22 protein-coding genes and 2 pseudogenes are annotated in these 24635 nt (G+C 70.4%); 17 read left to right on the plus strand and 7 right to left on the minus strand.

Annotated elements, in window-relative coordinates:
* Positions 1-151: 151 nt before the first annotated feature.
* The gene (locus tag AC6F7H_RS32460) at positions 152-1276 is read left to right on the plus strand and encodes an NADH:flavin oxidoreductase (protein ID WP_500761466.1); all 1125 of its coding nucleotides are present in this window, start codon (positions 152-154) and stop codon (positions 1274-1276) included.
* A gap of 60 nt (positions 1277-1336) precedes the next feature.
* On the opposite strand, the gene AC6F7H_RS32465 is transcribed toward AC6F7H_RS32460, so the two are convergent.
* Positions 1337-2263, minus strand: a complete 927-nt coding sequence (locus tag AC6F7H_RS32465; protein ID WP_500761468.1) for a LysR family transcriptional regulator — start codon at positions 2261-2263, stop codon at positions 1337-1339.
* A gap of 49 nt (positions 2264-2312) precedes the next feature.
* Between AC6F7H_RS32465 and AC6F7H_RS32470 the strand changes: the two genes are divergently transcribed.
* Positions 2313-3272: a nitrilase-related carbon-nitrogen hydrolase gene (locus tag AC6F7H_RS32470; RefSeq protein WP_500761470.1), complete on the plus strand. Its 960-nt coding sequence runs from the start codon at positions 2313-2315 to the stop codon at positions 3270-3272.
* 134 nt (positions 3273-3406) lie between these two features.
* The gene (locus tag AC6F7H_RS32475; RefSeq protein ID WP_500761472.1) at positions 3407-4627 is read left to right on the plus strand and encodes a cysteine desulfurase-like protein; all 1221 of its coding nucleotides are present in this window, start codon (positions 3407-3409) and stop codon (positions 4625-4627) included.
* Here the strand turns inward: AC6F7H_RS32475 and AC6F7H_RS32480 are convergent.
* Positions 4555-5801: pseudogene (locus tag AC6F7H_RS32480) on the minus strand (RNA-guided endonuclease InsQ/TnpB family protein). The gene AC6F7H_RS32475 and the pseudogene AC6F7H_RS32480 sit on opposite strands and share 73 nt — an antisense overlap.
* 106 nt (positions 5802-5907) lie before the next feature.
* On the opposite strand from AC6F7H_RS32480, the pseudogene AC6F7H_RS32485 reads away from it, so the two are divergent.
* The 10 genes and pseudogenes from AC6F7H_RS32485 to AC6F7H_RS32530 form a co-directional block, all read left to right on the plus strand.
* Positions 5908-6180 (plus strand): annotated as a pseudogene (locus AC6F7H_RS32485) (MBL fold metallo-hydrolase); the annotation flags it as partial.
* A gap of 122 nt (positions 6181-6302) precedes the next feature.
* Positions 6303-6863 carry a DUF6939 family protein gene (locus tag AC6F7H_RS32490; RefSeq protein WP_500761473.1) on the plus strand — a complete coding sequence of 187 codons (561 nt, stop codon included), beginning with the start codon at positions 6303-6305 and terminating at the stop codon, positions 6861-6863.
* A gap of 139 nt (positions 6864-7002) precedes the next feature.
* Positions 7003-8004: a zinc-binding dehydrogenase gene (locus AC6F7H_RS32495; protein WP_500761475.1), complete on the plus strand. Its 1002-nt coding sequence runs from the start codon at positions 7003-7005 to the stop codon at positions 8002-8004.
* 345 nt (positions 8005-8349) lie between these two features.
* On the plus strand, positions 8350-9108 hold the full coding sequence (locus AC6F7H_RS32500) for an ABC transporter ATP-binding protein (RefSeq protein WP_500761477.1): 759 nt from the start codon (positions 8350-8352) through the stop codon (positions 9106-9108).
* 1 nt (position 9109) lies between these two features.
* Positions 9110-9793 (plus strand): ABC transporter ATP-binding protein, encoded by a 684-nt coding sequence (locus AC6F7H_RS32505; protein ID WP_500761479.1) that lies wholly within the window; start codon positions 9110-9112, stop codon positions 9791-9793.
* Between the two features lie 113 nt (positions 9794-9906).
* Positions 9907-11154: an ABC transporter substrate-binding protein gene (locus AC6F7H_RS32510; RefSeq protein WP_500761481.1), complete on the plus strand. Its 1248-nt coding sequence runs from the start codon at positions 9907-9909 to the stop codon at positions 11152-11154.
* Between the two features lie 77 nt (positions 11155-11231).
* The gene (locus AC6F7H_RS32515; RefSeq protein WP_500761483.1) at positions 11232-12098 is read left to right on the plus strand and encodes a branched-chain amino acid ABC transporter permease; all 867 of its coding nucleotides are present in this window, start codon (positions 11232-11234) and stop codon (positions 12096-12098) included.
* On the plus strand, positions 12095-13171 hold the full coding sequence (locus tag AC6F7H_RS32520) for a branched-chain amino acid ABC transporter permease (RefSeq protein ID WP_500761485.1): 1077 nt from the start codon (positions 12095-12097) through the stop codon (positions 13169-13171). Before AC6F7H_RS32515 ends, AC6F7H_RS32520 begins: the two co-directional genes overlap by 4 nt.
* Positions 13172-13303: 132 nt before the next feature.
* On the plus strand, positions 13304-14791 hold the full coding sequence (locus tag AC6F7H_RS32525) for an MFS transporter (protein ID WP_500761487.1): 1488 nt from the start codon (positions 13304-13306) through the stop codon (positions 14789-14791).
* 11 nt (positions 14792-14802) lie between these two features.
* A complete protein-coding gene (locus AC6F7H_RS32530; protein WP_500761489.1) occupies positions 14803-15879 on the plus strand; it encodes a P1 family peptidase in 1077 nt (358 codons plus the stop codon).
* A 73-nt stretch (positions 15880-15952) separates the two neighbouring features.
* Here the strand turns inward: AC6F7H_RS32530 and AC6F7H_RS32535 are convergent, their stop codons facing one another.
* The 3 genes from AC6F7H_RS32535 to AC6F7H_RS32545 all read right to left on the minus strand — a co-directional run bounded on the left by AC6F7H_RS32535 (position 15953) and on the right by AC6F7H_RS32545 (position 17065).
* Entirely contained in the window at positions 15953-16237 is a 285-nt protein-coding gene (locus AC6F7H_RS32535) for an MGMT family protein (RefSeq protein WP_500761491.1), read from the minus strand.
* A 7-nt stretch (positions 16238-16244) separates the two neighbouring features.
* On the minus strand, positions 16245-16775 hold the full coding sequence (locus tag AC6F7H_RS32540) for a DUF488 domain-containing protein (RefSeq protein ID WP_500761493.1): 531 nt from the start codon (positions 16773-16775) through the stop codon (positions 16245-16247).
* An 80-nt stretch (positions 16776-16855) separates the two neighbouring features.
* A complete protein-coding gene (locus AC6F7H_RS32545; RefSeq protein ID WP_500761495.1) occupies positions 16856-17065 on the minus strand; it encodes a hypervirulence associated TUDOR domain-containing protein in 210 nt (69 codons plus the stop codon).
* A 164-nt stretch (positions 17066-17229) separates the two neighbouring features.
* Between AC6F7H_RS32545 and AC6F7H_RS32550 the strand changes: the two genes are divergently transcribed.
* Positions 17230-18354 (plus strand): ISAs1 family transposase, encoded by a 1125-nt coding sequence (locus AC6F7H_RS32550; RefSeq protein WP_500754596.1) that lies wholly within the window; start codon positions 17230-17232, stop codon positions 18352-18354.
* 53 nt (positions 18355-18407) lie between these two features.
* Here AC6F7H_RS32550 and AC6F7H_RS32555 read toward each other — a convergent pair whose 3' ends face one another.
* Positions 18408-20279, minus strand: a complete 1872-nt coding sequence (locus AC6F7H_RS32555; protein WP_500761497.1) for a SpoIIE family protein phosphatase — start codon at positions 20277-20279, stop codon at positions 18408-18410.
* Positions 20280-20555: 276 nt separating this feature from the next.
* On the opposite strand from AC6F7H_RS32555, the gene AC6F7H_RS32560 reads away from it, so the two are divergent.
* Positions 20556-20804, plus strand: a complete 249-nt coding sequence (locus AC6F7H_RS32560; protein WP_500761499.1) for an STAS domain-containing protein — start codon at positions 20556-20558, stop codon at positions 20802-20804.
* A gap of 349 nt (positions 20805-21153) precedes the next feature.
* Here AC6F7H_RS32560 and AC6F7H_RS32565 read toward each other — a convergent pair whose 3' ends face one another.
* A complete protein-coding gene (locus AC6F7H_RS32565; protein ID WP_500761501.1) occupies positions 21154-21630 on the minus strand; it encodes an Asp23/Gls24 family envelope stress response protein in 477 nt (158 codons plus the stop codon).
* 282 nt (positions 21631-21912) lie between these two features.
* On the opposite strand from AC6F7H_RS32565, the gene AC6F7H_RS32570 reads away from it, so the two are divergent.
* Entirely contained in the window at positions 21913-23007 is a 1095-nt protein-coding gene (locus AC6F7H_RS32570) for a carboxylate-amine ligase (protein ID WP_500762177.1), read from the plus strand.
* 311 nt (positions 23008-23318) lie between these two features.
* Positions 23319-24566 (plus strand): NAD(P)/FAD-dependent oxidoreductase, encoded by a 1248-nt coding sequence (locus AC6F7H_RS32575; protein WP_500761503.1) that lies wholly within the window; start codon positions 23319-23321, stop codon positions 24564-24566.
* Positions 24567-24635: the final 69 nt, after the last annotated feature.

Genomic DNA, 24635 nt, shown 5'->3' on the forward strand with positions numbered 1-24635 from the left:
TAGTATGAAAAAGTTCCGACAAAGGTCTGCCGGCGGTCCGCCAGTGATCCGTCGGCGGTCTGTGGTCGTGCGGCCCGCGCGCCCATGTGCCGTACGAGCCGGGCCGAGTCGGGAACTTCCGCACAGGACCCCAGGCGTAACGGAGAGATCCTTGACCGACCCCACCCCGCAGCACGGCGCGACCGACGACCTGCTGTACACGCCCCTCGACCTCGGCGGAGTCCGCCTGGGCAACCGCACCGCCCTGGCCCCCATGACGCGGATCAGCGCCACCGAGGACGGCATGGTCACCGAGCGCAACGCGCGCTACTACGCCGGATTCGCCCGCGGCGGTTTCGCGCTGCTCATCACCGAGGGCATCTACCCCGACACGGAGCACAGCCAGGGCTATCTGTACCAGCCGGGGCTCGCGACAGAGGCCCAGGGCGAGGCGTGGCGGCCGGTGGTCGAGGCCGTGCACGCGGCGGGCAGCGCCGTGTTCGCCCAGCTCATGCACGCAGGCGCACAGTCCCAGGGGAACAGCCTCCGCCAGGGGACGGTCGGCCCCTCCGCCGTGGCCCCACGCGGCGAGCAGCTCGCCTTCTACCGGGGCAGCGGTCCCTACGCCACGCCGAAGGCCCTGGACGCCCGTGAACTCGCGGACATCCGCCGGGGCTTCGCGGACGCGGCCCGCCGCGCGGCCGCAGCGGGCTTCGACGGTGTGGAGGTGCACGGCGCGAACGGCTATCTGCTCGACCAGTTCCTCACCGACTACCTCAACCGGCGCGAGGACGAATACGGCGGCAGCGTCGAGAACCGCGTGCGCCTGGCGGCCGAGGTCGTGGACGAGGTGCTCCAGGCCGTGGGCTCCGAGATCGCGGTCGGCATCCGCATCTCCCAGTCCAAGGTCAGCGACTTCCACCACCGCTGGGCCGGCGGCGCCGAGGAGGCCGAGACCATCTTCGCCACCCTGGCCCGTACCGGCGCGCACTTCCTGCACACCACCGAACACAAGGCGCTCGAGCCCGCCTTCCCCACCGGTACGGAGACCCTGGCCGAGCTCGCGAAGAAGTTCAGCGGGCTGCCGGTGATCGCCAACGGCGGTCTGGGGGACCCGGAGTCCGCCCGTGCCGTACTGGGTTCCGGGGCCGCCGACGTCGTCGCGCTCGGCAAGGGTGCCCTCGCGCAGCGGGACTGGCCCCACCGGGTGCGTGACGGCCTCGAGTTCGCGACCGAGATGCGCCCCGACACCCTCGGGCCGCTCGCCGACGTTAAGGACTGGGAACTGGCCCCGTGAACACGCCGGCCTGACCGGCGACGGGGTCGTCGCGGCTCGCCCGTCATGACGGCGCCCGGCTCAGGACCGCCGTTTCCCGTGGGCCGCGTCCCCGACGAGGCGGCGGAGCCACAGGTGGGCGGGGTCGTCGGTGAGGGTGCCGTGCCAGATCGAGCTGACCGTGTAGGTGGGCATCGGCAGGGGCGGCGGGGAGGTGGTCAGGCCCAGGGCCTCGGCGTAGACGGTGGCCGCATGGGTGGGGAGCGTGACCAGGGCGGGCAGGGCGGGGAGGTGGAGAGCGGCTCCGGCGAAGTGGGTGGTGGAGGCGATCACCCGGCGCTCCAGTCCCCGGGCCTCCAGGATGTCGTCGACGATGCCGCGCCGGCCGTCGTAGGAGATCAGCAGGTGCGGGTGGGTCAGATAGTCGTCCAGGGTGATCGGGGTCCCAAGGGGCAGCAGGCGGTGGTCGAACAGGCAGGTGTAGCCGGAGTCGAACAGGCCGTGGCTGCGGTGATCGGCCCCGTGGGCGGGGGCGGCGGACACCCCGAGGTCGATCTCGCCCCGGTCGATCATGCCGGTGACGGTGTTCCGGTTGGCCTGCCGTACGGCGAGCCGGACGCCCGGCAGTTCGGCGGTGGCGGCCAGCAGCCGGGGCATGAGCGCCGCCTCCAGATCGTCGGACATGCCCAGGGTGAAGACGCGCCGGGCCGTGCGGGGGTCGAAGCGGTCCCGGTCGGTGACCACGCCGTGGATCAGCCCGAGGGCCGGCTCGATACGGCGGGCCAGTTCGACGGCGCGCGGTGTGGGCTCGACACCGCCACCGGTGCGGGTGAACAACTCGTCGTCGAACAGCCCGCGGAGCCGGCCCAGGGCGGCGCTGGTGGCACTCTGGCTCAGATGCAGGGCGGCGGCGGCCCGGGTGACGCTGCGCTCCCGCATCAGAGCGGAGAAGACGACCAGCAGGTTCAGGTCGGCCTTCCGGAATTCGGTCTCATAAATGTCGATCATCGCAAAGATGAGTTTGCCGGACGAGGGCGAGGGTTCCTACGGTCGACGCATGACTGCTGCCGCCCCCGTCGCGCCTGATCGGCCCCGTCGCACCGTGACCGTCGCCGTCGTCCAGGCGGCGGCCCCGCTGTTCGACACGCCGACCGCGCTGACCCGGGCGGAGGAACTCATCCGTGAGGCCGCCGACCGGGGCGCCCGGGTGGTCGTGCTGCCCGAGGCGTACCTCGGCGGCTACCCCAAGGGGCTGGACTTCGGCATCACGGTCGGCAGCCGCACCCCGGCGGGCCGCGACCTCTTCCGCCGCTACCACGCCGCGGCCATCGACGTCCCCGGCCCGGAGGTCGAGACACTGGCCGCCGTCACCCGGGAACTCGACTGCCACGCCGTGGTCGGCGCCGTCGAGCGCAGCGGCGGCACCCTCTACTGCGTCGCGCTCTTCTTCGGTCCCGACGGCTACCTGGGCCTGCACCGCAAGCTGATGCCCACGGCGGGCGAACGCTACTTGTGGGGGCAGGGAGACGGCTCCACCCTCCCCGTCGTCGACACCGGCACGGCCCGCCTCGGTGCGGCCATCTGTTGGGAGAACTACATGCCGCTCCTGCGCACCGCGATGTACGCCAAGGGTGTCGACCTGTGGTGCGCGCCGACGGTGGACGACCGCGAGGCATGGCAGTCCACCATGCGGCATGTCGCCCTGGAGGGCCGCTGCTTCGTCCTCAGTGCCTGTCAGTACCTGCGTCGCGACGCCCTGCCGACCGACCTCCACCCCGTCCAGGGCGACGCACCGGACACGGTCCTGATCGGTGGCGGCTCGGTCATCGTCTCCCCGCTCGGCGACGTCCTGGCCGGGCCGCTCCGCGACGGCGAGGGCATCCTGACGGCCGAACTCGACCTCGACGACCTCGCCCGGGCGCGCTTCGACTTCGACCCCGTCGGCCACTACGCCCGCCCCGACGTCTTCACACTCCACGTCGACGAGTCGCCCCGCCCGACCGTGACCGGAGGCTGATCGCGTCCGGCGGCCGCCGGATGAGACCCTCGTCAGCGTCCAAGAAGCTGTGATCCATCGATTCGTCGGTTCGTCGATCCGCCGACCACCGACGGCCGCACCACCTTCGCGCAAGTGACCGAACGGGAGTCCTCGTGACGTACGACATCGACGCCATCCGCGCGCAGTTCCCCGCGCTGGCCGCCGGGATCGCCCACTTCGACGGCCCCGGTGGTTCACAGACCCCCCGGCCCGTCATCCGGGCCATCACCGACGCCCTGTCCCTCCCGCTGTCGAACCGCGGCCACCGCGTGGCGGGGGAGCGCAACGCCGAGACCATCGTCACCGAAAGCCGCCGGGCCATGGCCGACCTGCTGGCCGCCGACCCGGCGGGGATCGTCTTCGGGCGCAGCGCCACACAGCTCGCCTACGACTTCTCCCGCGTCCTCGCCAGGACCTGGTCACCGGGGGACGAGGTGGTCGTGACCCGGCTGGACCACGACTCGAACATCCGGCCCTGGGTCCAGGCGGCAGCCCGGGCGGGTGTCACCGTTCGCCGGGCCGACTTCGATCCGGCCACCGGGGAACTGACCCCCGCCGACATCGAGGCCGTCCTGTCGGAGCGTACGCGGCTGGTCGCCGTGACCGCGGCCTCCAACCTGATCGGTACACGTCCCCGGATCGCGGAGATCTCCCGTCTGGCGCACGCCGTCGGTGCGCTGACGTACGTCGACGGCGTGCACTACACCGCCCATTGCCTGGTCGACGTCGCGCAGTTGGGCGCGGACTTCTTCACCTGCTCGCCCTACAAGTTCCTGGGCCCGCACCACGGCGTTCTCGCCGCCCGCCCCGAACTGCTGGAGACCCTGCGCCCCGACAAGCTCCTGCCCTCCACGGACGCGGTTCCGGAACGCTTCGAACTCGGCACGCTTCCCTATGAGTTCCTCGCCGGCACCCGCGCCGCCGTCGACTTCCTCGCCGGATTCGACACGGACGCCGAGGGAACCCGGCGCGAGCGGCTGGCCGCGGGGTTCGCGGCGCTCGAGGAGCACGAGGAAACACTGCGAGCCCGGATGGACAAGGAGCTGAACACCCTCGACGGCATCACGGTCCACTCCAACGCCGCCGACCGCACCCCCACCCTGCTGCTGACCTTCGACGGCCGCAGCACGACGGACGCCTACGCGTTCCTGGCGGACCGCGGCGTCCACGCACCGTCCGGCTCCTTCTACGCCCTCGAGGCCTCCCGGCGGCTGGGCCTGGGCGACACCGGCGGCCTTCGCGTCGGCCTCGCGCCCTACACCTACGCCGGGGACGTCGACAGGCTGGTGGAGGGCCTGGCGGACTTCCTGCGCTCGTCAACTACCCGTCGCTGAAGCGACGGGCTTGCACAACGGGCGTCACTGGATGTGACACTGCGTTTGCATCCAGCCCCGTCCCGCGGACGCGGGGCGGGGCAGGGGACGTTGACGGGACCCCGCACCGCCACAACTCCCACGCTCTCGCGCGGATGTTGCGGGAGCTGTTCCGGTCCGCATGATCAACGAATCCGCAGGACCGGCAGGCGAACCGGGCCTGTGAGACCCGGTTCGCCTGGTCGAGGTGCCCGCACTCGGCGCAGGTACGGGTGGTGTACGCCGGATCGACGTACACCACCGGTACCCCCGCCCGGCGGGCCTTGTACGCGATGAACTGCCCGAGCTGATGGAAGGCCCAGGAGTGCAGGGTGGCCCTCCCCCACTGCCTTAAAGGCGTGGGAGGTACCCCCAGGGCTTGCGAAGCCGTACCCGCTCACGGATGCCCGTCAGGTCTTCCAGGGCGATTCCGCGACCGGTGCGTTCTGCCTCGGCCACCACATGTTTCGCGATCTTGTGGTTGATGTCCTTCGCCCGCCGGGCCTCCTTGCCGCGGCGCCTCTTCAGCCGGCGCCGGGCGGACGGGGTGTTCTTCTTCTGCAGTTTGGTCCGCAGCGTGCGTTCCCGGGCCCGGATGCGGTTGAGTTCCCGCCCGGCCATGATCTCGCCGTCCGAGGTGGTGGCGATGTTCACGATGTCCAGGTCGATACCGAGGAAGTCCACCGGATCGGTGTTCGGTGGCTGCTCGGGGACCTCGCAGGTGGCGTTCAGGAACCACCTGCCGTCCCGCACTACCAGATCCGATTCGCCCTTGCGATACAGCGCCAGCGTGGCCAACTGCTCCGACGACGCGGTGAACGGCCACGTCCTTGACCCGCCTGGTTACGGTCCAGATGAAGAGGTGACGCTTCGAGCCCGGCCTGCCAAGGTTTCCGGCCCTCAGGTTCGGCTTCAGTGTGGCGTACGCGTCGCAGGTCTTCTTTACGACGTGCTGGGCGGCCTGCGCCCTCAGGTTCCACCGTGCCCTGATCTCACCGTAGGTATGCTCGCGCAGCGCAAAGCTGCGCTTCACGTTCTTCTCGAACGCGACCCCGCTGGCCCAGGTGGCGGCCGCGTTGCAGGCGCGCAGAGTCGCCTCCAGTGCCGCTGCCTGTACCGGCGTCGGCAACAATCTCACCTGCACCGTCAGCTTCACGATCATCCAACGTATACACACGTACGACCACTCGCCGCGCGTTCTCCTTCCATCACCCGACCGGGTGAACTTGCCACCGTTCACCAACACCCCCGGCTCCGCCAGAGACAACGCCCAGCTCGGTTTGGTTCAGGAGATCGCCGACCGCTTCGGCCCCGTGGACATCGCCGTCCTCTTCGTCGGTGCGGTCCGCACCACTCTCCTGGACCAGCAACTGCTCACCCTCGACAGTCCCCAGGCGGCCGAGGCCACCCGCATCCTCGGCGCCCGCCGCGTCGTCCCCGTCCACTTCGACAGCCGGGCCCATTTCGCTGAGGGTCGCGAGCAGCTGGTGGACGCCTTCACCACCGCCGGACTGACGGGCCGTGTCCAACTCACCCGGCGACACCGCCGCGGTGCACGAGCGAAACGTAACGGCTCCCCGGTGTTCTCCTGTGCCGGGGCGATGTCAGTGGTGTGGGGGACGATTGGCGCTCATGTCCTCCAGACAGGAGCCGCCAGATGCCGATCCGTGTTGCCGGCCGTCGCCGTGCGATGGCGTCGCTGACCGCCGCGTTCCCCGGTGCGGAGATCATCGATGTGACCTCCAGGGCGCCGCAGCCGTGGGTGCGGCTGAGCCCCTTCTACCCGCACGGCGGCATCCCGGTCCCCTTCAGCGACGGTGTGACCGGCCAGTCGGTGGAGGGGATCTGGCAGGCCCTCAAGGTTTTCCGGCAGTCCGACGTCGACCCGGCGAAGCTCGAGATCACGGCGATGAAGGGACTGAAGCGGACGGTGCGTCGGTACGGCCCCGTCCAGGGGCACCGCACCGGTCTGCACGGCGACCGGCTGCTGCCCTATGAGACGGCCCGGCGCCGGATCTACCTGCCGGCCTACCGGTGGGTCCTCGAGCACCGCGTGGCGGATCTGGTCGAGCGGCTCCGCGACAAGCAGGATGTCGTACTGCTGGACTACACCACCAACGGCGACGTCGCCGATCCCGCCACCCCGCTCTCCCACGCCGCGCTCATCCAACTGCACATAGAGGGCCGCTGGCCCCGGGAGACCACACCCGGACACTGAGGCAAGGGGGTCGAGGCGGGGCACCCGACATCGGCGAGGCATGCCCACCGGCAACTCGCCCCTGCCTCCTGTCTCCGGAAATCCGGCAGGCGGCGTGGCCCGGACCGGCCCGCGGCCTCCGGTCCTTAGCATGTGGGTCGTGATCGGCACAGTCCCCGACGTGATGCAGGCCGCGTACATCGACTCCGTCGGCCCGGCCGACGCCATCCACTACGGCGACATCCCCGTCCCGCCGCTGGGCCCCACGGACGTGCTCGTCCGCGTCCGGGCCGTGGCCGTCAACCCGGTCGACACCTTCGTGCGGTCCGGCGCCTACGCCACGCCGCTCCCGTTCCCGTTCGTCCTCGGCCGTGACCTGGTGGGCGAGGTCGCCTCGGCCGGGACCGGCGCGGTGGGTTTCACCCCGGGGCAACGGGTGTGGTGCAACAGCCTGGGCCACGCCGGCCGGCAGGGAGCCGCCGCGCAGTACGCGACGGTCGCCGCCGAACGGCTCTACCCGGCACCCTCCGACATCACCACGGAACACCTCGTTGCTGCCGCCCACCCCGCGGCGTCGGCCTGGCTGGCGCTCTTCCGGCACGGGCGGCTGCGGCCCGGGGAGACCGTGTACATCGGCGGCGGAGCCGGCAACGTGGGCGGGGCCGCCGTGGCCCTGGCCGCCGCGGCCGGGACGCGTGTGGTCTGCACGGTGCGCGCCGAGGACGCCGCGACGGCGCGCGCTCTGGGTGCCGTCGAGGTTCTCGACTACCGGGCGCCCGACCTCGGCGAGCACCTGCGCCGGGCGGCGCCCGACGGCTACGACGTGCATCTGGACACGTCCGGACACGGAGTGCTCGCCGACGCCGTGGACCTGCTGGCCCGGGGCGGGCGCCTGGTCACGATGGTCGGACTCGGCGGCGGGCCCGGCACGCTGCCGCTGGGCCGGTTGTACACCAAGGACGCGAGCATCGTGGGCTTCGCCATCAGCAATGCCACGGTGAGCGACCTCGCGGAGGCGGCAGAGGGAGTCGTGGGCCTCTTGCGCGGAACGCCATGGCGCCCACGCATCGCCGACCGCCTGCCGCTGTCGATGACGGCGGAGGCCCACCGGAAGCTGGAGGCCGGTGAGGTGCGCGGCCGGCTGATCCTTTCGCCTCCTTGACTTTCCTCGATGATGAGATGGGCCGGCGGTGTGGGGTAGCACAGCGGAATCCTGGTGTCGGCGATCTCCCGGGGCGGATGCCCCCGTTGTGCCGCATGTCGACCGTTCCGGCGGGCAGCCGGAACACGGTCGATCTGCGGATCCGCAGGGTCTCGGCGACATCGGTGACGCAGGGAGTGGCCGCCGAGCGGTCGATTGGCTGAAACGCGGTAGCGCAAGTGTGGTTCGCCCACACTCGGCGAGGCCCCCTTATGGGGCGCCCCTACGTAGTCCGCTCTGTCGCGTCGACCCTACGGTCTGCCCACACCGACACTCGTCGGCCCCTCCACCACATCGGAGGTCGGCATGAGTCAACCACAGGTCATATTGTCCACGCAGGACCTGACCAAGGAGTTCCAGGGGTTCCGCGCCGTGGACGAGGTCGCGTTGAGCGTGACCGAGGGTACAGTACACGCCCTGGTCGGCCCCAACGGGGCTGGGAAAACCACCCTGTTCAACCTGCTCACCGGGTTCCTCGCCCCGACCGCCGGGCGGATCGTCGTGAACGGGAACGACGTCACGGGCCGGCCGCCGGAGTGGATCGCCGGGCGCGGAGTCGCCCGCTCCTTCCAGGTCACCAGCCTGTTCGCCGGGGTCTCCGCCCGCGAGCACGTGGAGTTGGCGCTCCAGGCGGGCACCGGCCTCGGCCGCCGCTTCTGGCGATCCGAGAAGCTGATGCGGAGGTTCTCCACCCGCGCGGAGGAACTCCTGGACGAAGTGGGACTCGGACCGCTCGCGAACCGCCCCGCCGGAAGCCTCCCCTACGGCCAGAAGCGTGCCCTGGAACTGGCCCTGGCGCTCGCGCTCGACCCGCGGATCCTGCTGCTCGACGAACCGACCGCCGGAATGGGTCTGGAGGACGTGGACCGCACGGTCGCACTCGTCGACCGGATTCGCGCCGGGCGCACCGTGGTGATGGTCGAGCACAACATGAGCGTCGTCGGTTCCCTCGCCGACGCCGTGACCGTGCTCCAGCGCGGCCGGGTACTGGTCGAGGGGCCCTACGACAGCGTCCGCAGCGACCCGAGGGTCGTCGAGGCCTATCTGGGGGCCGACGTTGCTTGAGGTGAAGGGCGTCAGCGCCCACTACGACGAGGCCAGGGTACTGACCGACGTGTCCCTGCGAGTCGGCGAGGGAGAGGTGGTCACCCTGGTGGGGCGCAACGGAGCGGGAAAGACGACGCTGCTGCGCTGCGTGATGGGACTGCACCGCCGGATGGCCGGCACCGTCACCGTCGCGGGACGTGATGTGTCCGCTGCGGCCCCGCACCACCGGGCACGGCTGGGGCTCGGGTTCGTCCCCGACGACCGCGGGATCTACGCGAGCCTGAACGTCGAGGAGAATCTGACGCTCCCCCCGGTCAAAAGCTCCTCCGCATGGCCGCTCAGCCGGATCTACGACACGTTCCCGGTGCTGGCGGACCGCCGCCGGGCTCCCGGGGCCAAGCTCTCCGGCGGCGAACAGCAGATGCTCGCGTTGGCCCGTGTCCTGCGTACCGGCGCACGGGTGCTGCTCTGCGACGAGCCGACGGAAGGGCTCGCGCCCCTCATCGTCCAGCAGATCGGCGAGATCCTGCTGGAGGCCAAGAAACACGGCGTCGGGGTGCTGCTGGTGGAGCAGAACCTGCGCTTCGCCACCCAGGTCGCCGACCGGCACTACCTCCTGGCCCAGGGCCGCATCGTCGAGACGCTGGCCAACGCCGACGTACGCAGGCGTGAACACGAACTCCTTCAGTACCTCGGCCTGTGACCGTCCGGTCCGCCGGACATTCCGCGGACCGCGGACGACGCACATCCCGCGCCCGCCGCTCGCACGACAAGCACCGCCTCCTCCTTCCCACGGCACCGAACCGAGGACTCCCGATGAGACGACGTATCTGGCCCACCGTCACCACCGGAATAGCGATCAGCGCACTGCTCGCCGGATGCGGCGGCGGCCCCTCCGCCGGCGGAGGGAAGATCAGCGACGACAGGATCACCCTCGGAGTGCTCACCGACCTGTCCGGTGTCTACGCGGACCTCGCGGGCAAGAACGCCGTGGAGGCCGTGAAGATGGCCGTCGACGACTTCGAGAAGAAGCACGGGGACAAGGCGGTCACCGAGAACATCGAGGTGGTGTCGGCGGACCACCAGAACAAGCCGGAGATCGCCAACACCCAGGCCCGGGAGATGTACGACCGCAAGAAAGTGGACGCGATCTTCGATGTGCCCACGTCCTCGGCCGCGCTCGCCGTGGCCACCGTCGCGCAGCAGTCCAAGCGGCTCTACTTCAACATCGGTGCCGCCACGACCGAACTGTCGGGCAAGAACTGCAACAAGTACACCTACGCGTGGGCCTACGACAGCCACATGCTGGCCAACGGCACCGGCCGGAACGTGACCGCCCAGGGCGGCAAGAACTGGTACCTCCTCTACCCCGACTACGCGTTCGGCCAGGACATGCAGGCGAAGTTCGAGACGGCCATCACCGGCGCGGGCGGCACCGTGGTCGCCAAGGACCCCACCCCTTTCCCCAGCGACAACTTCTCCACCTTCCTGCTCAAGGCGCCCACGCTCAAGCCCAAGCCGCAGGTGCTCGGAGCCCTCCAGGCGGGCGGAGACCTGGTGAACGTCGCGAAGCAGTACCAGCAGTTCAAGCTCAGGGACAAGGACATCACGCTGGCCATCGGCTTGATGTTCGACACCGACATCAAGTCCATCGGCGCGAAGAACCTCGCCGGGACCCTGTTCACCTCGGCCTGGTTCTGGAACCTCGACGACACGTCCCGTGCCTGGGCCGACCGCTTCAAGGAACGCACCGGAGTCCGGCCGACCTTCGACCACGCGGCCAACTACTCGGCGGCCACGCAGTACCTGGAAGCCGCCCAGCGGGCCGGCACGGACAAGGCCGAAGCCGTGTCCGAGGAACTCGACGGGATGAGGTTCGACGACCCCTTCGCCCGCAACGCCGAGGTCCGGGCGGCCGACCACAGGGTCACCCATGACGCCTACCTCGTGAAGGTCAAGGACCCGGCCAGGGCCACGGAGGCCGAGGACTTCACCGAACCGGTCGAGACCATCCCCGCCGCGGAGGCATTCGGAAAGCCCTCCGCCGACTGCCGGATGCGCTGACCAGGCGGTGCGGCGGCCCCACACCGGTGGGCCGCCGCACCGCACCGCACCGCACGGCACAGACAGACGGGACCCTCATGACCTCGTTCCTCCAACAAGCGTTCAACGGCCTGGTCGGCGGCAGCTTCTACGCGCTCCTCGCCCTCGGCCTCGCGGTGATCTTCGGCATGCTGCGGGTCGTGAACTTCGCCCACGGCGCGATCTACACCCTCGGAGCGTTCGGCGCGGTCATCCTCGCCGACACCTCGGGCCTCGGCTTCTGGTGGGCGCTACTGCTGGTGCCGATCGTCCTCGCGGCCCTCGGCGTCGTCGTCGAGCGGCTGCTCGTACACCGGCTCATGGCCCTCGACCCGCTGTACAACTTCCTGCTGACCTTCGGCATCGCCCTGGTCTGCCAGGACCTGCTGCGAGCGCGGTACGGTTCGCACTCCCTGGAGTACGAGGGCGCTCCGTTCACCGGCTCGCTCGACCTGGGCCTGTTCACCTTCCCCGCCTACCAGGTCTTCGTCCTCGCCGCGTCCGTCGTCCTGTGTCTCGCCGTCTGGCTGCTGCTCACCCGCACCCGCATCGGCACCGTGGTCCGGGCCGCGACCGAACGCCCCGAACTGACCCGGGCCTTCGGCATCGACACCGGACGGTGGGTCACTCCCGTCTTCGGTTTCGGCGTCGGCCTGGCCGGGCTCGCCGGTGTGCTGGCCGCTCCCATGCGGGCGGTCAACCCCGGCATGGGCGGCGACCTCATCGTCACCGTGTTCGCCGTCGTCGTCATCGGCGGCCTGGGGTCCATCACCGGCGCCGTCGCCGCCGGATTCACCATCGGCATGCTCCAGGCGCTCGGCAACCTGTACGTCCCCGTCCTCTCGCAGACCTCGGTCTACCTGCTCATGGCCGTCGTCCTGCTGGTACGCCCCGCCGGCCTGTTCGGCACAGAGGAGCAAGCGTGATCCTCACCGTTCTCGACCGGCTGAGCGGCCGGCCCGCCTGGCTCCGCCGGTCCCTGCTCGCCGTGGGACTGACCGCGGCCTTCGCCCTGCCCTGGATCCTGTACCCGCCGGTGGCCGCGGACATCCTGTGCTGGGGGCTGTTCGCCGTGGCGTTCGACCTGCTGCTCGGTCACGCCGGACTGCTCTCGTTCGGCCATGCCGCGTTCTGGGGCACCTCCGCCTACGCCACCGGCCTGATCGCCATCCACAGCGGGCTGCCCTTCCACGTCGCGGTACTCGGCGGAGGACTGGCCGCGGCCCTGATCGCCCTGCCCATCGGCTATCTCTCCGTGCGGTGCAGCGGAATCTACTTCGCCATGGTCACCCTGGCGTTCGCGCAGATGGTGTACTTCATCGCCAACCAGTGGGGCGATGTGACGGGCGGTGAGAACGGTCTGCAGGGCATTCCGCGCAGTATGCCGGGCATCGACCTGTCGGACTCGTTCGTCTTCTACTACGCGGCACTGCCCGTCGTGCTGCTCGGTCTCGCCGTCGCCTGGCGGATCGTCCACTCACCGTTCGGCCGCGTCGTCGGCGCCGTCCGGGACAACCCGGCCCGCGCCCGCGCACTCGGTTACCCCACCCACCGCTACAACCTCACCGTCTTCGTCATCTCCGCGTTCCTGGCCGGGATCGCGGGCGGGCTCTACGCCGTCAACCACGGATTCGCCTCGCTCCAGGAGGTCTACTGGACGACATCGGGCAAGGTCGTCGTGATGACCGTCCTCGGAGGCATCGGCACCCTGTGGGGCAGCCTCATCGGGGCCACGGCCATCGTGCGCCTGGAGGACTGGCTGGCCACATCGGGCTTCGAGGAGGTCGGACTGGTCACCGGAACGGTGTTCATCCTCGTCGTGCTGCTCTTCCGCCGCGGTGTCTGGGGCACGATCGCACACGCCCTGAACAGCCGTGAACCCCGACCTTCCCCGGACCCCGCGCCGTCCGGGAAGACCGGCACACCGGGCGCGCCCGGGACCGCGTCCGCCGAACCCCGAGCCGCAGGCGTCTCCTCCCACGGGGACACGGGACAGTGAGGGAGACGCCCATCCACCGAGGCGGCCCCCGGGCCGGCCCGGGGAACTGCACACTGTCACGGGCGCCGGAGCATGCCGCAACCCTTCCAGGGTATTCGGCGGAGGCTGATCCGCTTCGCCGAGGAGACGCCCATGACCATCGCCCATGCCGAGACCGTCGGACGTACGATCACCACCGACGTCCCGGCGCGCCTGGACCGCCTCCCGTGGTCGCGCTGGCACTGGAGCGTCGTCATCGGCCTGGGCACGGTCTGGATCCTCGACGGCATGGAAGTCACGATCGTCGGCAACATCGCCGGCCGCCTGTCGGAGGCCGGCAGCGGTCTGCCCATCACCTCCGGTGAGGTCACCGGCGTCGCCGCCGCCCTCTATGTGGCCGGTGCCTGCTCGGGCGCTCTGTTCTGGGGCCGTCTGACCGACATCCACGGCCGCAAGAAGCTCTTCCTGATCACCCTCGCGGTCTATCTCGGCGCCACCGCCCTGACCTCGCTCGCCTTCGACACCTGGTGGTTCTTTCTCTTCCGCTTCCTCACCGGTTTCGGTATCGGCGGCGAGTACGCGGCCATCAACTCCGCGATCGACGAGCTGATCCCGGCGCACTACCGCGGACGCGTCAACCTGGTGATCAACGGCAGCTACTGGCTGGGTGCCGTCGGCGGCGCGCTGCTGTCGATCGTGGCGCTGGACACGTCGGTCTTCCCGGCGAACGTCGGCTGGCGGCTGACCTTCGCGCTGGGCGCCGTCCTCGCCCTGGTGATCCTCCTCGTACGCCGTCATGTCCCCGAAAGCCCCCGCTGGCTGCTGATCCATGGCCGTGACGCGGAGGCCGAGCGGCTCGTGCGCGGCATCGAGCAACGAGTCGAGGCCGAGACCGGCAAGCCGCTGCGCCGCGCGGGGGACGGGATGACCATCCGTCAGCGCAGGCGGACCACCTTCACCGAGATCGCCCGAACGGTCTTCGCCGAGTACCGCAAGCGGTCGGCCCTCGGCTTCTCCCTCTTCATCGGCCAGGCGTTCCTCTACAACGCCATCACCTTCGGCTACGGCGCGATCCTCACCCGGTTCTTCGACGTCCCGTCCGGCAGCACCGGCTACTACTTCGCCGTCATCGCCGTCGGCAACTTCCTGGGCCCGCTGCTGCTCGGCAAACTCTTCGACACCGTCGGCCGCCGGATCATGATCTCCGGGACGTATCTGCTCTCCGGTCTGCTGCTGTTCGGCACGGCCCGGCTGTTCGACCAGGGCCCGCTCAGCGCGACCACCCTCACGGCCTGCTGGTCCGCGGTCCTGTTCTTCGCCTCGGCCGGCGCATCCAGTGCCTACCTCACGGTCTCCGAGGTCTTCCCGATGGAGACCCGTGCGATGGCCATCGCCTTCTTCTACGCCATCGGCACCGCCGCCGGAGGCATCACCGGCCCCCTGATCTTCGCCGGCCTCACGAGCAGCGGCAAGGTCGGCGACGCGGTCCTCGCCTTCCAGATCGGCGCCGGCCTGATGTGCGCGGCGGGCATCGTGGCAGTCTTCCTCGCGGTGAACGCGGAACGCCGCTCCCTGGAGGACATCGCCGTCCCGCTCTCCGCCGCGGCTTCTCGCGTGCCCCTCGGCGGGCGGGACGCGTAGCGTCCGGCCGTATGGAACCATCGGCTCACCCACAGCCCGCGCCCGGCGCCCGGAGTCGGGCCCGTGACCTCGGCATCGTCATCGGACGCGCCGCCACCGGGCCCTTCAACGCGATCACCGATGTGCCGGGCGTCCGCGTCGGTCACACCACCGTCCGCCGGCAGCCCGACGTGCACAGCGGAGTCACCGCCGTCGTCCCCGACACCGTCGGCCCCCGCACACCGCTGCCGGCGGGGGTGTTCACCGGCAACGGCTACGGCAAACTCATCGGTACGACCCAGCTCACCGAACTCGGCACGCTGGAGACCCCGGTGCTGCTCACCTCCACCCTGTCGGCCTTCCGCGTCGCCGACGCCCTCGTCGGCTGGATGCTGCGGCGGCCCGGATGCGAAGAGGCGCAGAGCCTCAATCCCGTCGTGGGGGAGTGCAACGACGGCCTCCTGTCCGACATCCGTGCCCGGCCCGTCCACGAGGAGCACGTCCGGGCCGCCCTCGACGAAGCGTCCGGCGGGCCGGTGGCCGAGGGCTGTGTCGGTGCGGGAACCGGTACGGTCGCGCTGGGTTTCAAAGCCGGCATCGGAACCTCCTCGCGCACTGTGGTCCTGGGAGGCCGGCGCTGCACGGCGGGCGTCCTGGTGCAGGCGAACTTCGGCGGCACCCTGCGGGTGCTCGACCGCATCGTCACCCCGCGGTCCACGGGCATCGACGCCGGCGGCCCGACGCCGGCCGAGGAGACCGGCTCCTGCATGATCGTGGTGGCCACCGACGCCCCCCTCGACGCCCGGCAGCTCACCCGTGTCGCACGACGTGCGGTGTTCGCCCTGGCCCGTACGGGCGCGGCCTACAGCCATGGCAGTGGCGACTACGCCGTGGCGTTCGGTACGCGACCCGGCACCGGCGCCCCAGTGGCGGACGCCGAACTGGGGCCGCTGTTCGAAGCGGTCCTCGACGGGGTCGAGGAGGCGGTGCTCAACTCCCTGCTCGCCGCGATGACGACCACCGGCTTCAACGGCCGGACGGTACCGGCGCTCCCGGCGGACCGCCTGCTCGCCGCCCTCACGGCCCCTGCGCCACCGCGGGCGCGCTGACGAGGGACAGCGGCCGGTCGGGACGCGGCGCGGGACGGCGGCCCGGGATCTGCCGGGTACGCGCATGAAGGCGTCACGCGGGCCGGCGGTACCGTGCCCGCCGCATGTCCACGCGCCTCCCCCGCATCGGCGTGCCCTCGTCGCCGAGCAGTTCCGGTGCCGCCCCGTCATGGCAGGAGGCGGGTGTCCCGTCCGCGTGGACGACGCGCCACCACGGCACATTCTCGTCGAGCAGGCTCATGGCGCGCCCCACCTGCCGTGGGCCGACCCCGATGCTCCTGCCGATGTCCCCGTAGGAGGCGACGGAGCCGGCCGGGATGGCAAGGACCGCCTCCCGGACGTCGTCGACGAAGTTCATGGCGGCCTCAGTCCGTCGGGGGGGGGTAGACCAGGTGCCCGTCGCGGACCCGCGCATGCTCGTTCAGGACGGCCGGCCTCGACGTCGTGCCCGACAGGATGTGCACCACCTCCGCGCCGGCGACGATCAGCGCGTCGGATACCAGCCTGCGGTGGCACCGCCACGGCACCGCCTCGCTGCACATGATGGCCGGCCGTTCGTGTTCAGCCAGCTCGAGCAGTTCGCTCACGCCTTCCGCGAATTCATCACCGGCCATATGGTCGGCGTAATCACGGAATGCTTTCACCTGCCATGCACCGTTCTCGCTCGGTACGCCCTTGGGTGTGTGCCGTCGGCCGCCGAGCCCGGCGATCCAGCGGTATGCGATGTCGGACGGCAGAGCGTCGACGATCGCCGCCTGATTCCACTGCGGATACTTCCTCGAGGACGGGTACGAGCGAACATCGACCAAACAGGTGACGCCGTTGTCGCGCAGCATATTCAGCACTTCGTCGAAGTCGCGTGTCGAGTGCCCGACCGTGTGGATGCGGTTCGTCATCTCGAAATCTCACCCGGATCGTACAATTCTCCGATCGCTTTGCTGACTGGAGTGCGCCTCGAAGGCGCGCACACCATTCCCTACCGCTTCGTCAGTGCTCCCCCCTTGTGCATGGCGATGTGGCCGGTTTTGTCGCTCTTGATCTCGTATTGCGGATCGTCTTCCGAGCAGTGGCGCTTATGCCCCTTGTACTCCACGTCGTGCGTGTGTTTCTTGACGATGACGCCTTCCACGTGCCCGGCTTCCGAGTTCCACCGCACATGGTCTCCGACGTCGAACTGCTCGGCCATTCCGGTTCCCTTCGCTTCGTTCCTCTCCCCAGGGCTCCGGCAAAGTCGTTTGGTAGCCCTGTGACGTGTGGTTTTGCGGGTGGGTGAGGTGCGCGGGCGTGTTCCGGTCCGGTTGGATGGAGGTTCCTACGCCTTCCGTCCGACCAGGGAACAACGCCCGCGCCATGCCATCGTCTCGCATCTGCGTGCCTGTTCGCACGCCCGTCCCGGAGCGCGAGCTCCTCGTCGACCTGCTCGGCCGGATGCCCGATCCGCGCCGCCGGCGCGGGGTCCGTCACCCGGTGAGTGCTCTGATCGCGGTCGCGGTGTGCGCGGTGATGGCCGGAGCGCGGGGTTTCACGGCGATCGGGGAGTGGGCCCGGGACGCCGGAGCGGTAGCCGTGAAACAGCTGGGCCTGGTGCGAGGCTCGGTGGACGAGTCGACGCTGCGGCGCCTGTTCGCGAGGCTGGACGCGGACCGCCTCGACGCGCTCCTGGGGACATGGGCGGCGACGAGGGCCTCGCTGGTCGCGGGCCGGCGGGTCATCGCGATCGACGGCAAGACCGTCCGGGGCGCACGCGGCGGTGACGCCCCGGCCCCACATCTGGTCGCCGCGCTCGCGCACGGTTCGGGAGCGGTACTGGGCCAAGTCGCCGTGCGCGAGAAGAGCAACGAGATCCCCGCGGCCAGAGAACTGCTGGATGCCCTCGACCTGGACGGGGCGGTGGTCACGATGGACGCGCTGCACACCCAGCACGCCACCGCGGCACTCGTGACCGAGGCCGGCGCCGACTACGTCCTGACCGTGAAGGCCAATCAGAAGTCGTTGTACGCACGGCTCAAGGCTCTGCCCTGGGCCCGGATACCTGCTGTCACCAGAACGGACCGCGGACACGGGCGCCGCGCCACCCGAACGATCAAGGCCGTCGCCGTCCCCGCCTGGATCGACTTCACCGGGGCCGCGCAGGTCGCCCAGCTGCGGCGCACCGTCACCAGGAAGGGCACACGGACGGTCGAGATCGTCTACCTGATCACCAGCGCGGACGCCCGCACCGCGCCCCCGGAGCTGCTGGCCACATGGGTGCAGTCGCACTGGGAGATCGAGAACCGCCTGCACTGGGTCCGCGACGTCACCTTCGACGAGGACCGCTCCCAGGTCCGCACCGGCAACGCACCCCGCGTCATGGCAGGCATCCGCAACACCGCGATCACCCTCCTCCGCCTCCACGGCCACCAGAACATCGCCGCCGCCCTACGACACCACGCCCGCGACACCGACCGCCCCGTCAGCCTTCTTCTGACCGCATGACCGACGACTTTGCCGGAGCCCTGTTCCTCTCCCTGCCGTCGGCGCCGACCCCCTCATTCCGTGGGGAAGTCGTCCGGGAACTCCTCCCGGGCGCCGCGCGTGGGGTCCTCCACCGAGGCGTCCAACTGGACGGATCCGGGGGCGGCCCGGTTCGGGGCGGCGGGGCTGTACGGGGACTGCGGTGGCGGTGACGGTCGGCTGGTGCCGGGCGCGCCCGCACCGGCCGGAGGCAGCCGCAGGGCGAGCAGGGCGACGTCGTCGCCGCTCGGGTCGATGCGGGCCAGCAGCCCGTCGCAGAAGCCGTCCACGGTGCGCCCGGTCAGCATGGAGGCGTGGTGGCGGAGCTTGGCCATGCCGAGATCGATCGGGCGGCCCCTGCTCTCCACGAGGCCGTCGGTATAGAGCAGCAGTGTGGAGCCGGGGGGAAGACCCGCATACGCGTCCGGCCACTCCAGCCCCAGGCGCAGGGCGGCGCTCATGCCGATCAGCGGTCCGTGGCTGGTCAGAAAGCGAGTGTCTCCCTCACTGGTGACCAGCAGCGGAGGTGGATGCCCCGCGTTGGCCCAGTGCAGTCGCCAGGGACCGCCCTCCGGTCCTTCGACACGGGCGAAGACGAGCGTGGCCATGGGCGCGTCGCTGGTGTTCGTCACTGCCTCGTCCAGACCCTGGACGATCGCGCTGGGTGGCTCCTGGTGGTTCCAGGCCAGGGCGCGCAGCATGTTGCGGACCTCGGCCATGTGGGAGGCCGCCTCGAGGTCGTGGCCGACCACATCCCCGATGACCAGCGCCACGACGCCGTCGGAGAGCAGGAAGGCGTCGTACCAGTCGCCGCCGACCTCCATGGCGCGCTGCGCCGGCAGATAGCGGGCGGCCATGCGCAGGTGGTCGACCTGGGGCAGTGGGGCGAGCAGTTGGCGCTGCATGGTCTCGGCGACGTTCCGCTGCTCGTGGTAGAGGCGGGCGTTGTCCAGCACCAGGGCCAGGCGCCGACCGATGTCGGTGAGCAGCAGGATCTCGTTGTCCGTGAGGTCGGGGGAGTCCCCGGCACGGGCCACGGTCAGCATTCCGTAGTAGCGCCGCCGGGCACGGAGCGGTACCACGAGGGCCGAGTGGCCCCCGAGCCGGTCGAACAGCGGTCGGTGGGTGGCGGCGAGCGGGGCGCCCGGGTCGCCGAGCAGCTCGGCGGCGCTCAGCAGCATGGTGTCGTCACCACCCGTGGCACGCGCGCCTGCCGGACGGGAACCGGGCGGCAGCGGCGGCAGAGGACCCTCCAAACGCCGTGCCCGCCGAGGGTGGGTGTGACTGCGCACGGCGACCCGCTCCAGCGCCCCGGCGGCTCTGTCCCGCTCGGAGCGCAGATCCACCGCGGCCCAGTCACCGAACGCGGGAACCAGCAACCGCAGCAACTGGGCGATCCGGTTGGAAGCCGCCATGGTGGACATCAACACCGACGAGACGTCCGCCACCAGGTTCAGCCGGGTGGTCAGGGCCTCCAGAGCCGAGGTGTGCGCCGCCGCCCGCTCCTCCGCGTCGCGATGCGGGCTGAAGTCGTTGAAGACGACCACCAGCCCGGCTCGGCGGCCCGCCAGCAGCAGGGGAGTGGTCGCCCAGGTGATCGGCACGGTCGTGCCGTCGTCCCGCAGGAAGTACTCGTCGCTGCCCTCCTCGGAGGACCGGCCACCGCGAAGAAGGGCCATGATCGAGCACTGGTCACGCGGCACCGGGCCACCGTCGGGACGGCGGTGCAGCAGATCGTGCGCGTCCTGGCCGATCATCCGGGTCGCAGGCCGGCCCAGCAGTCGCTCGGCCCACGGGTTGACGAACGTGATGCGTCCCGAGGCGTCCACGGTGAAGACGCCGGTGCCGAGGGCGTGCAGGACCGCGTGGGGGAAGCTCGGCTCCAGAGCCTCATCGGGCGCGCTCATGAGCTCTCCCTCGTCGTTCGGACAGGCGTCCGGTGTGCGTCCACGGCGATCACCATTCCCCAAGCCGTCCCATACCTGGGTACCCCGTCATCCGGAACCGTGCGTTCTGAGCGGTTCCGGATGACGGGGAGCACGCGCCGTCGCAGCTCCGCGCCGACTCCCCACCGGCATGATCCATACGGTGATGCCGTGGCCAGCCGTTCGCGCGTGTGCAGAACGCGCGTGCGGCAGACACCGCCCGAAACCTCTCCCCAGGGCATGGCCGTTAGGTGAGCCATGCAGCCCGAATTCCACATCAGCCACCGTGAAGAGGACGACTGGACCGTCGTGGAGATCCACGGCGGGATCGACATCCTCACGGTGCCGCGCATCGGGGACTACGGGGTCCACCGTCTTGAGGCAGGCCGCCGACGCCTCATCGTCGACCTGGCCGGGGTGACGCTCATGGACTCGACGGGCCCGGGGGCACTCGTCGGAATCCGGAAACGGATCCGGGGCTCAGCGGAATCCGCGATGACGGAGTGACATGAGAGGTGACCAGCACAGACGCCCGGAACCCTTCCCGCCGCCCCTGACCGCCCCCTGGCTGAACAGTTCTGACACCGACTGCCCGTGGTGCCGGCAACTCCTCGTGGCGGCCCCTGACCGTGCCGCGCACGACACGCACACCCCAGCGCCGAGCAAAATCGATTCCTCATGCCGATGGTGCCGGACGGAGTCCTGGTTCGACCAAATTCGCGTGGTGATGGTGCCGGTGGCGGCGGTGGTCGCGGTGGTGGCCGCAGTCGTGACCGTGTGCTCGACCTGACCTGGTCCACGGCGCGCGAAACGGGCGGCGACACGGCCTCTGCGTCCTTCCCTTCCGCAGACCGTGTCACGCAACGCGCCGCTCGGGTTCCTCCTCCTCGTCCGGCAGCCGTACGTCGTCGACGGCGATGTTGACTTCCACGACCTCCAGACCGGTCATGCGTTCGATCGCGGTGATGACGTTGGTACGCACGTCTGCGGCGGTGTCCGCGATGGCTGCGCCGTAATGGACGACGAGGGCCAGGTCCACGGCGGCCTGGCGCTCACCGACCTCCACCTTCACGCCTTGGGTGATGCTGCTGCTCCCGCCGGGCACGCGTTCACGCATCGCTCCGAACGCTCGGGCCATACCCGCGCCGAGCTTGTGGACCTCGGGCACCTCCCGGGCGGCCATGCTCGCGATCTTCGCCACGACGGTGTCCGCGATGGTGGTGCTGCCGCGGTCCTCCGCGGGGACGCCGGTGCCCCTGCGGCCTTGCCGTGTTGTCCTCTCCTGCTCGTCCGGTGTGGCAGCGGTGCTGCTGTGCTGTGCGCTGACTGACATGACCGTCACCTCGATCAGTGCGGGACTCGGCGAGCTGCCTCACATCCAACGTAGAGCAATGAGGTCAATGGGGTGAAATGTGATGAATGGGATGAGGGGCTGCGATCGGATCGGCCGACAAGATCGCTCCCAGCGGCACAGTCGTGTTTGGCGTGCGGCTTTCGTGGCACTTGGTACGGGCATCCTCCGGTGGATCGGGACGTCGTCGGGCGAGGTGGGCAGGGGCTGCAGCATGGGCCTCCCCTGCCGAAGCGGTTGGTGGTGGGAACGGAAGGATCGGCGATGGCGACCGTCGGCATCGAAGAGGAGTATCTGCTGGTCGACCCGATCACCGGTCGGCTGGCTCCGCACGCGGAAAGGGTCAGGGCCGCTGCGGGGTTGCAGCCCTTCGTCGCCGGGGAAGAGATTCAGTTGGAGATCTCGCAGGCGCAGATCGAGGTGGCGACGCCCGTGTGCGCCACGCTGGAGGAGGTCGGTGGCCACCTGCTGCGGCTGCGGCATGCCGTGGCCGGTGCGGCGGAGAAGAGCGGCTCCCGGGTCATGGCCAGCGGAACGCCGCCGTTTCGCGAGGACACACCGGTGCCGATCACCGACCAGACCCGTTACAAAGCGATGCAGCGGCAGGCTCCGCAGCTGGTGGCGGAGCAGATGGTCAATGGCATGCATGTGCACGTGGGCGTCCCCAGCCGAGGGGTGGGGACGGAGGTCTTGAACCGGATCCGGGTGTGGTTGCCGTCCCTGACCGCCATGGCGGCGAACTCACCGCTGTGGGAGGGGCAGGACACCGGTTTCGCCAGCTGGCGCACCGTCGTCCTCGACCGATGGCCGGTCAGCGGCATCCCGCCGCGCTTCGCCGACGCGGCGGACTACGACGCACGAGTGCGTCGACTGCTGTCGACCGGGGTGATCAACGACACCGGTCAGTTGTACTGGCAGATCCGGCTGTCCGAGAGCTATCCCACAGTCGAGGTTCGTTGCCTGGACGTGCAGCTGCGCACGGAGGACGCGGTCATGCTCGCCGGTCTGACACGGGCGCTGGCCGATACCGCGCTGCGCGAAGTGGAGTCGGGCCGTCCGCCGGCGGAGCCCGCTCCGGAGATGATGCGGGTGGCGATGTGGCAAGCAGCACGGCATGGGCTGAACGGAGACCTGATCGACCCGACCGGCCGGCGGCGGCGCGCGGGCGATGTGGTGTACGGACTGCTGGACCATGTGGGTCCTGCGCTGGACGCGGCCGGTGACACTCGCGAGGTGACCTCACTCGTCCACCGTCTGCTGCAACAGGGCACAGGCGCGGACAGACAGCGCCAGGCCTTCGCCGAAGGCGGTCTCGACGCCGTCGTCGAGATGATCGTCGAAGTCGGCGGCACGCCTTGACGGGCACTTCCGGCGCGCATGTCCGGTGCCGCTCTGCCCGTCGAGCCGCTCGTCGCGGCGGTGGTGTCGGAGTGACGTGCCGTTGTCGTTGGCGCACTCGGCCGTGGTGGCGCCTGGCATCCGCCGACGCGACGTGATCCGCTGGACGCACAACCCCTTCGCCGGGACCGGCAACCGGTGCGTGGCGGACTGCGTGAGGCACCTGTGTGCTGCTCCACGAAGCCGTGCTCCGGGTACCGGCGCACGCGAGCGAGCCGGAGGACGAGTCCAGACCCCCGCCCGACCGGTGTCGGCATCGACAAAGGAGAACCATGAGCGACCGTCACCGCGGAGCACCGGACACCGTCGTGGTCGGTGCCGGTCTCGCCGGCCTCGCCTGCGCATCGGACCTGTGCCGTGTCGGACGCCGCGTGGCTCTGCTGGAGGCTTCCGACGGGCCGGGCGGCCGAATGCGAACAGACCGGCGGGACGGCTTCCTCCTGGACCGCGGCTTCCAGGTGTTCAACACTTCCTACCCTCAGGTGAAGCGGCGCCTGGACCTTCGGAGTCTTCGGCTGCGGCCGTTCACCCCCGGATTCGTGGCACACACCCCGACCGGGCCGGTTCGCCTCGCCGATCCGACCCGGAGGCCGAGCGCGGCGGGAGCCCTGCTGCCCGGGCGGGCCCTCGCGGCTCGCGACCTGGCCGCGTCGGCGGCGCTCACCGCGCGGGACGCTCTGCTGCCCGTGGCCCTGCTCAAAAGACGTCCGGACCGCGCCACCTCGGCCGCCCTGTCCCGCGCGGGGCTGTCGGACGCGGCGGTGAACCACATTCTGCGGCCGTTCCTGTCCGGCGTGTTCCTGGAGGACGGTTTGGAGACCTCCGCCCGCTTCTTCCACCTGGTCTGGCGGAGCATGGTCCGGGGAACCCTCTGCCTGCCCGCCGACGGCATCGGCGCGGTACCCGCGCAACTGGCCGGCGGCCTGCCCGACGACGTCCTACGGCTGGAGACGCCGGTTGCCGAGGTCACCGCTTCGGGAGTGCTGCTGACGGACGGCAGCGAGGTGCCGGCCGCGACCGTCGTGGTCGCGACCGACGCCGTCACGGCGGCCCGACTGCTGCCGGGCCTGGCCGTGCCGGACGGACGTACGGTCACCACGTACTACCACGCGGTCGACAGCACGCCGATGGCGGAACCGACGCTGATGGTGGACAGCACCGGAACAGTCCTGAACACCTGTGTACTGACCGAAGTCGCAGCCACCTACGCACCGCCCGGGACCGCGCTGGTCTCCAGCTCCGTGCTGGGCAGGGACGAGCCCGGTACGAGCGATGTCGTGCTGCGACGCCTGGCCGATCTGTACGGCACCGACACGAGCGGCTGGCAGCAGATCACCGCGTACACCGTCGAGGGGGCGCTGCCCGCGATGCCGCCGCCCTGGCCGCTCAGTCTCACGACCCGCTTCGGACCGGGGAGGTACGTGTGCGGTGACCACCGCGCGACCGGCTCGGTCCAGGGGGCCCTGGCATCGGGTACGCGAGCCGCCCGGGAGGTACTGGCCGACTCGGCGCCCGGTTGATGCCACACCGGCCGATGGCGACCGCGTCCATGGGCAGTCGGAGCCCTGAAGAGATGCCGACCGGAAGAG

The sequence above is a fragment of the Streptomyces sp. MMS24-W38 genome, assembly GCF_059889265.1.

Coding starts and splice junctions, on each gene's coding strand:
- AC6F7H_RS32535 (WP_500761491.1), bottom strand. CDS start 16,237: ATGAACTTCGTCGACGACGTCCGGGAGGCGGTCCTTGCCATCCCGGCC.
- AC6F7H_RS32570 (WP_500762177.1), top strand. CDS start 21,913: ATGGCGACCGTCGGCATCGAAGAGGAGTATCTGCTGGTCGACCCGATC.
- AC6F7H_RS32500 (WP_500761477.1), top strand. CDS start 8,350: ATGAGTCAACCACAGGTCATATTGTCCACGCAGGACCTGACCAAGGAG.
- AC6F7H_RS32575 (WP_500761503.1), top strand. CDS start 23,319: ATGAGCGACCGTCACCGCGGAGCACCGGACACCGTCGTGGTCGGTGCC.
- AC6F7H_RS32530 (WP_500761489.1), top strand. CDS start 14,803: ATGGAACCATCGGCTCACCCACAGCCCGCGCCCGGCGCCCGGAGTCGG.
- AC6F7H_RS32525 (WP_500761487.1), top strand. CDS start 13,304: ATGACCATCGCCCATGCCGAGACCGTCGGACGTACGATCACCACCGAC.
- AC6F7H_RS32490 (WP_500761473.1), top strand. CDS start 6,303: ATGCCGATCCGTGTTGCCGGCCGTCGCCGTGCGATGGCGTCGCTGACC.
- AC6F7H_RS32550 (WP_500754596.1), top strand. CDS start 17,230: ATGCCATCGTCTCGCATCTGCGTGCCTGTTCGCACGCCCGTCCCGGAG.
- AC6F7H_RS32515 (WP_500761483.1), top strand. CDS start 11,232: ATGACCTCGTTCCTCCAACAAGCGTTCAACGGCCTGGTCGGCGGCAGC.
- AC6F7H_RS32565 (WP_500761501.1), bottom strand. CDS start 21,630: ATGTCAGTCAGCGCACAGCACAGCAGCACCGCTGCCACACCGGACGAG.
- AC6F7H_RS32555 (WP_500761497.1), bottom strand. CDS start 20,279: ATGAGCGCGCCCGATGAGGCTCTGGAGCCGAGCTTCCCCCACGCGGTC.
- AC6F7H_RS32560 (WP_500761499.1), top strand. CDS start 20,556: ATGCAGCCCGAATTCCACATCAGCCACCGTGAAGAGGACGACTGGACC.
- AC6F7H_RS32545 (WP_500761495.1), bottom strand. CDS start 17,065: ATGGCCGAGCAGTTCGACGTCGGAGACCATGTGCGGTGGAACTCGGAA.
- AC6F7H_RS32510 (WP_500761481.1), top strand. CDS start 9,907: ATGAGACGACGTATCTGGCCCACCGTCACCACCGGAATAGCGATCAGC.
- AC6F7H_RS32470 (WP_500761470.1), top strand. CDS start 2,313: ATGACTGCTGCCGCCCCCGTCGCGCCTGATCGGCCCCGTCGCACCGTG.
- AC6F7H_RS32540 (WP_500761493.1), bottom strand. CDS start 16,775: ATGACGAACCGCATCCACACGGTCGGGCACTCGACACGCGACTTCGAC.
- AC6F7H_RS32465 (WP_500761468.1), bottom strand. CDS start 2,263: ATGATCGACATTTATGAGACCGAATTCCGGAAGGCCGACCTGAACCTG.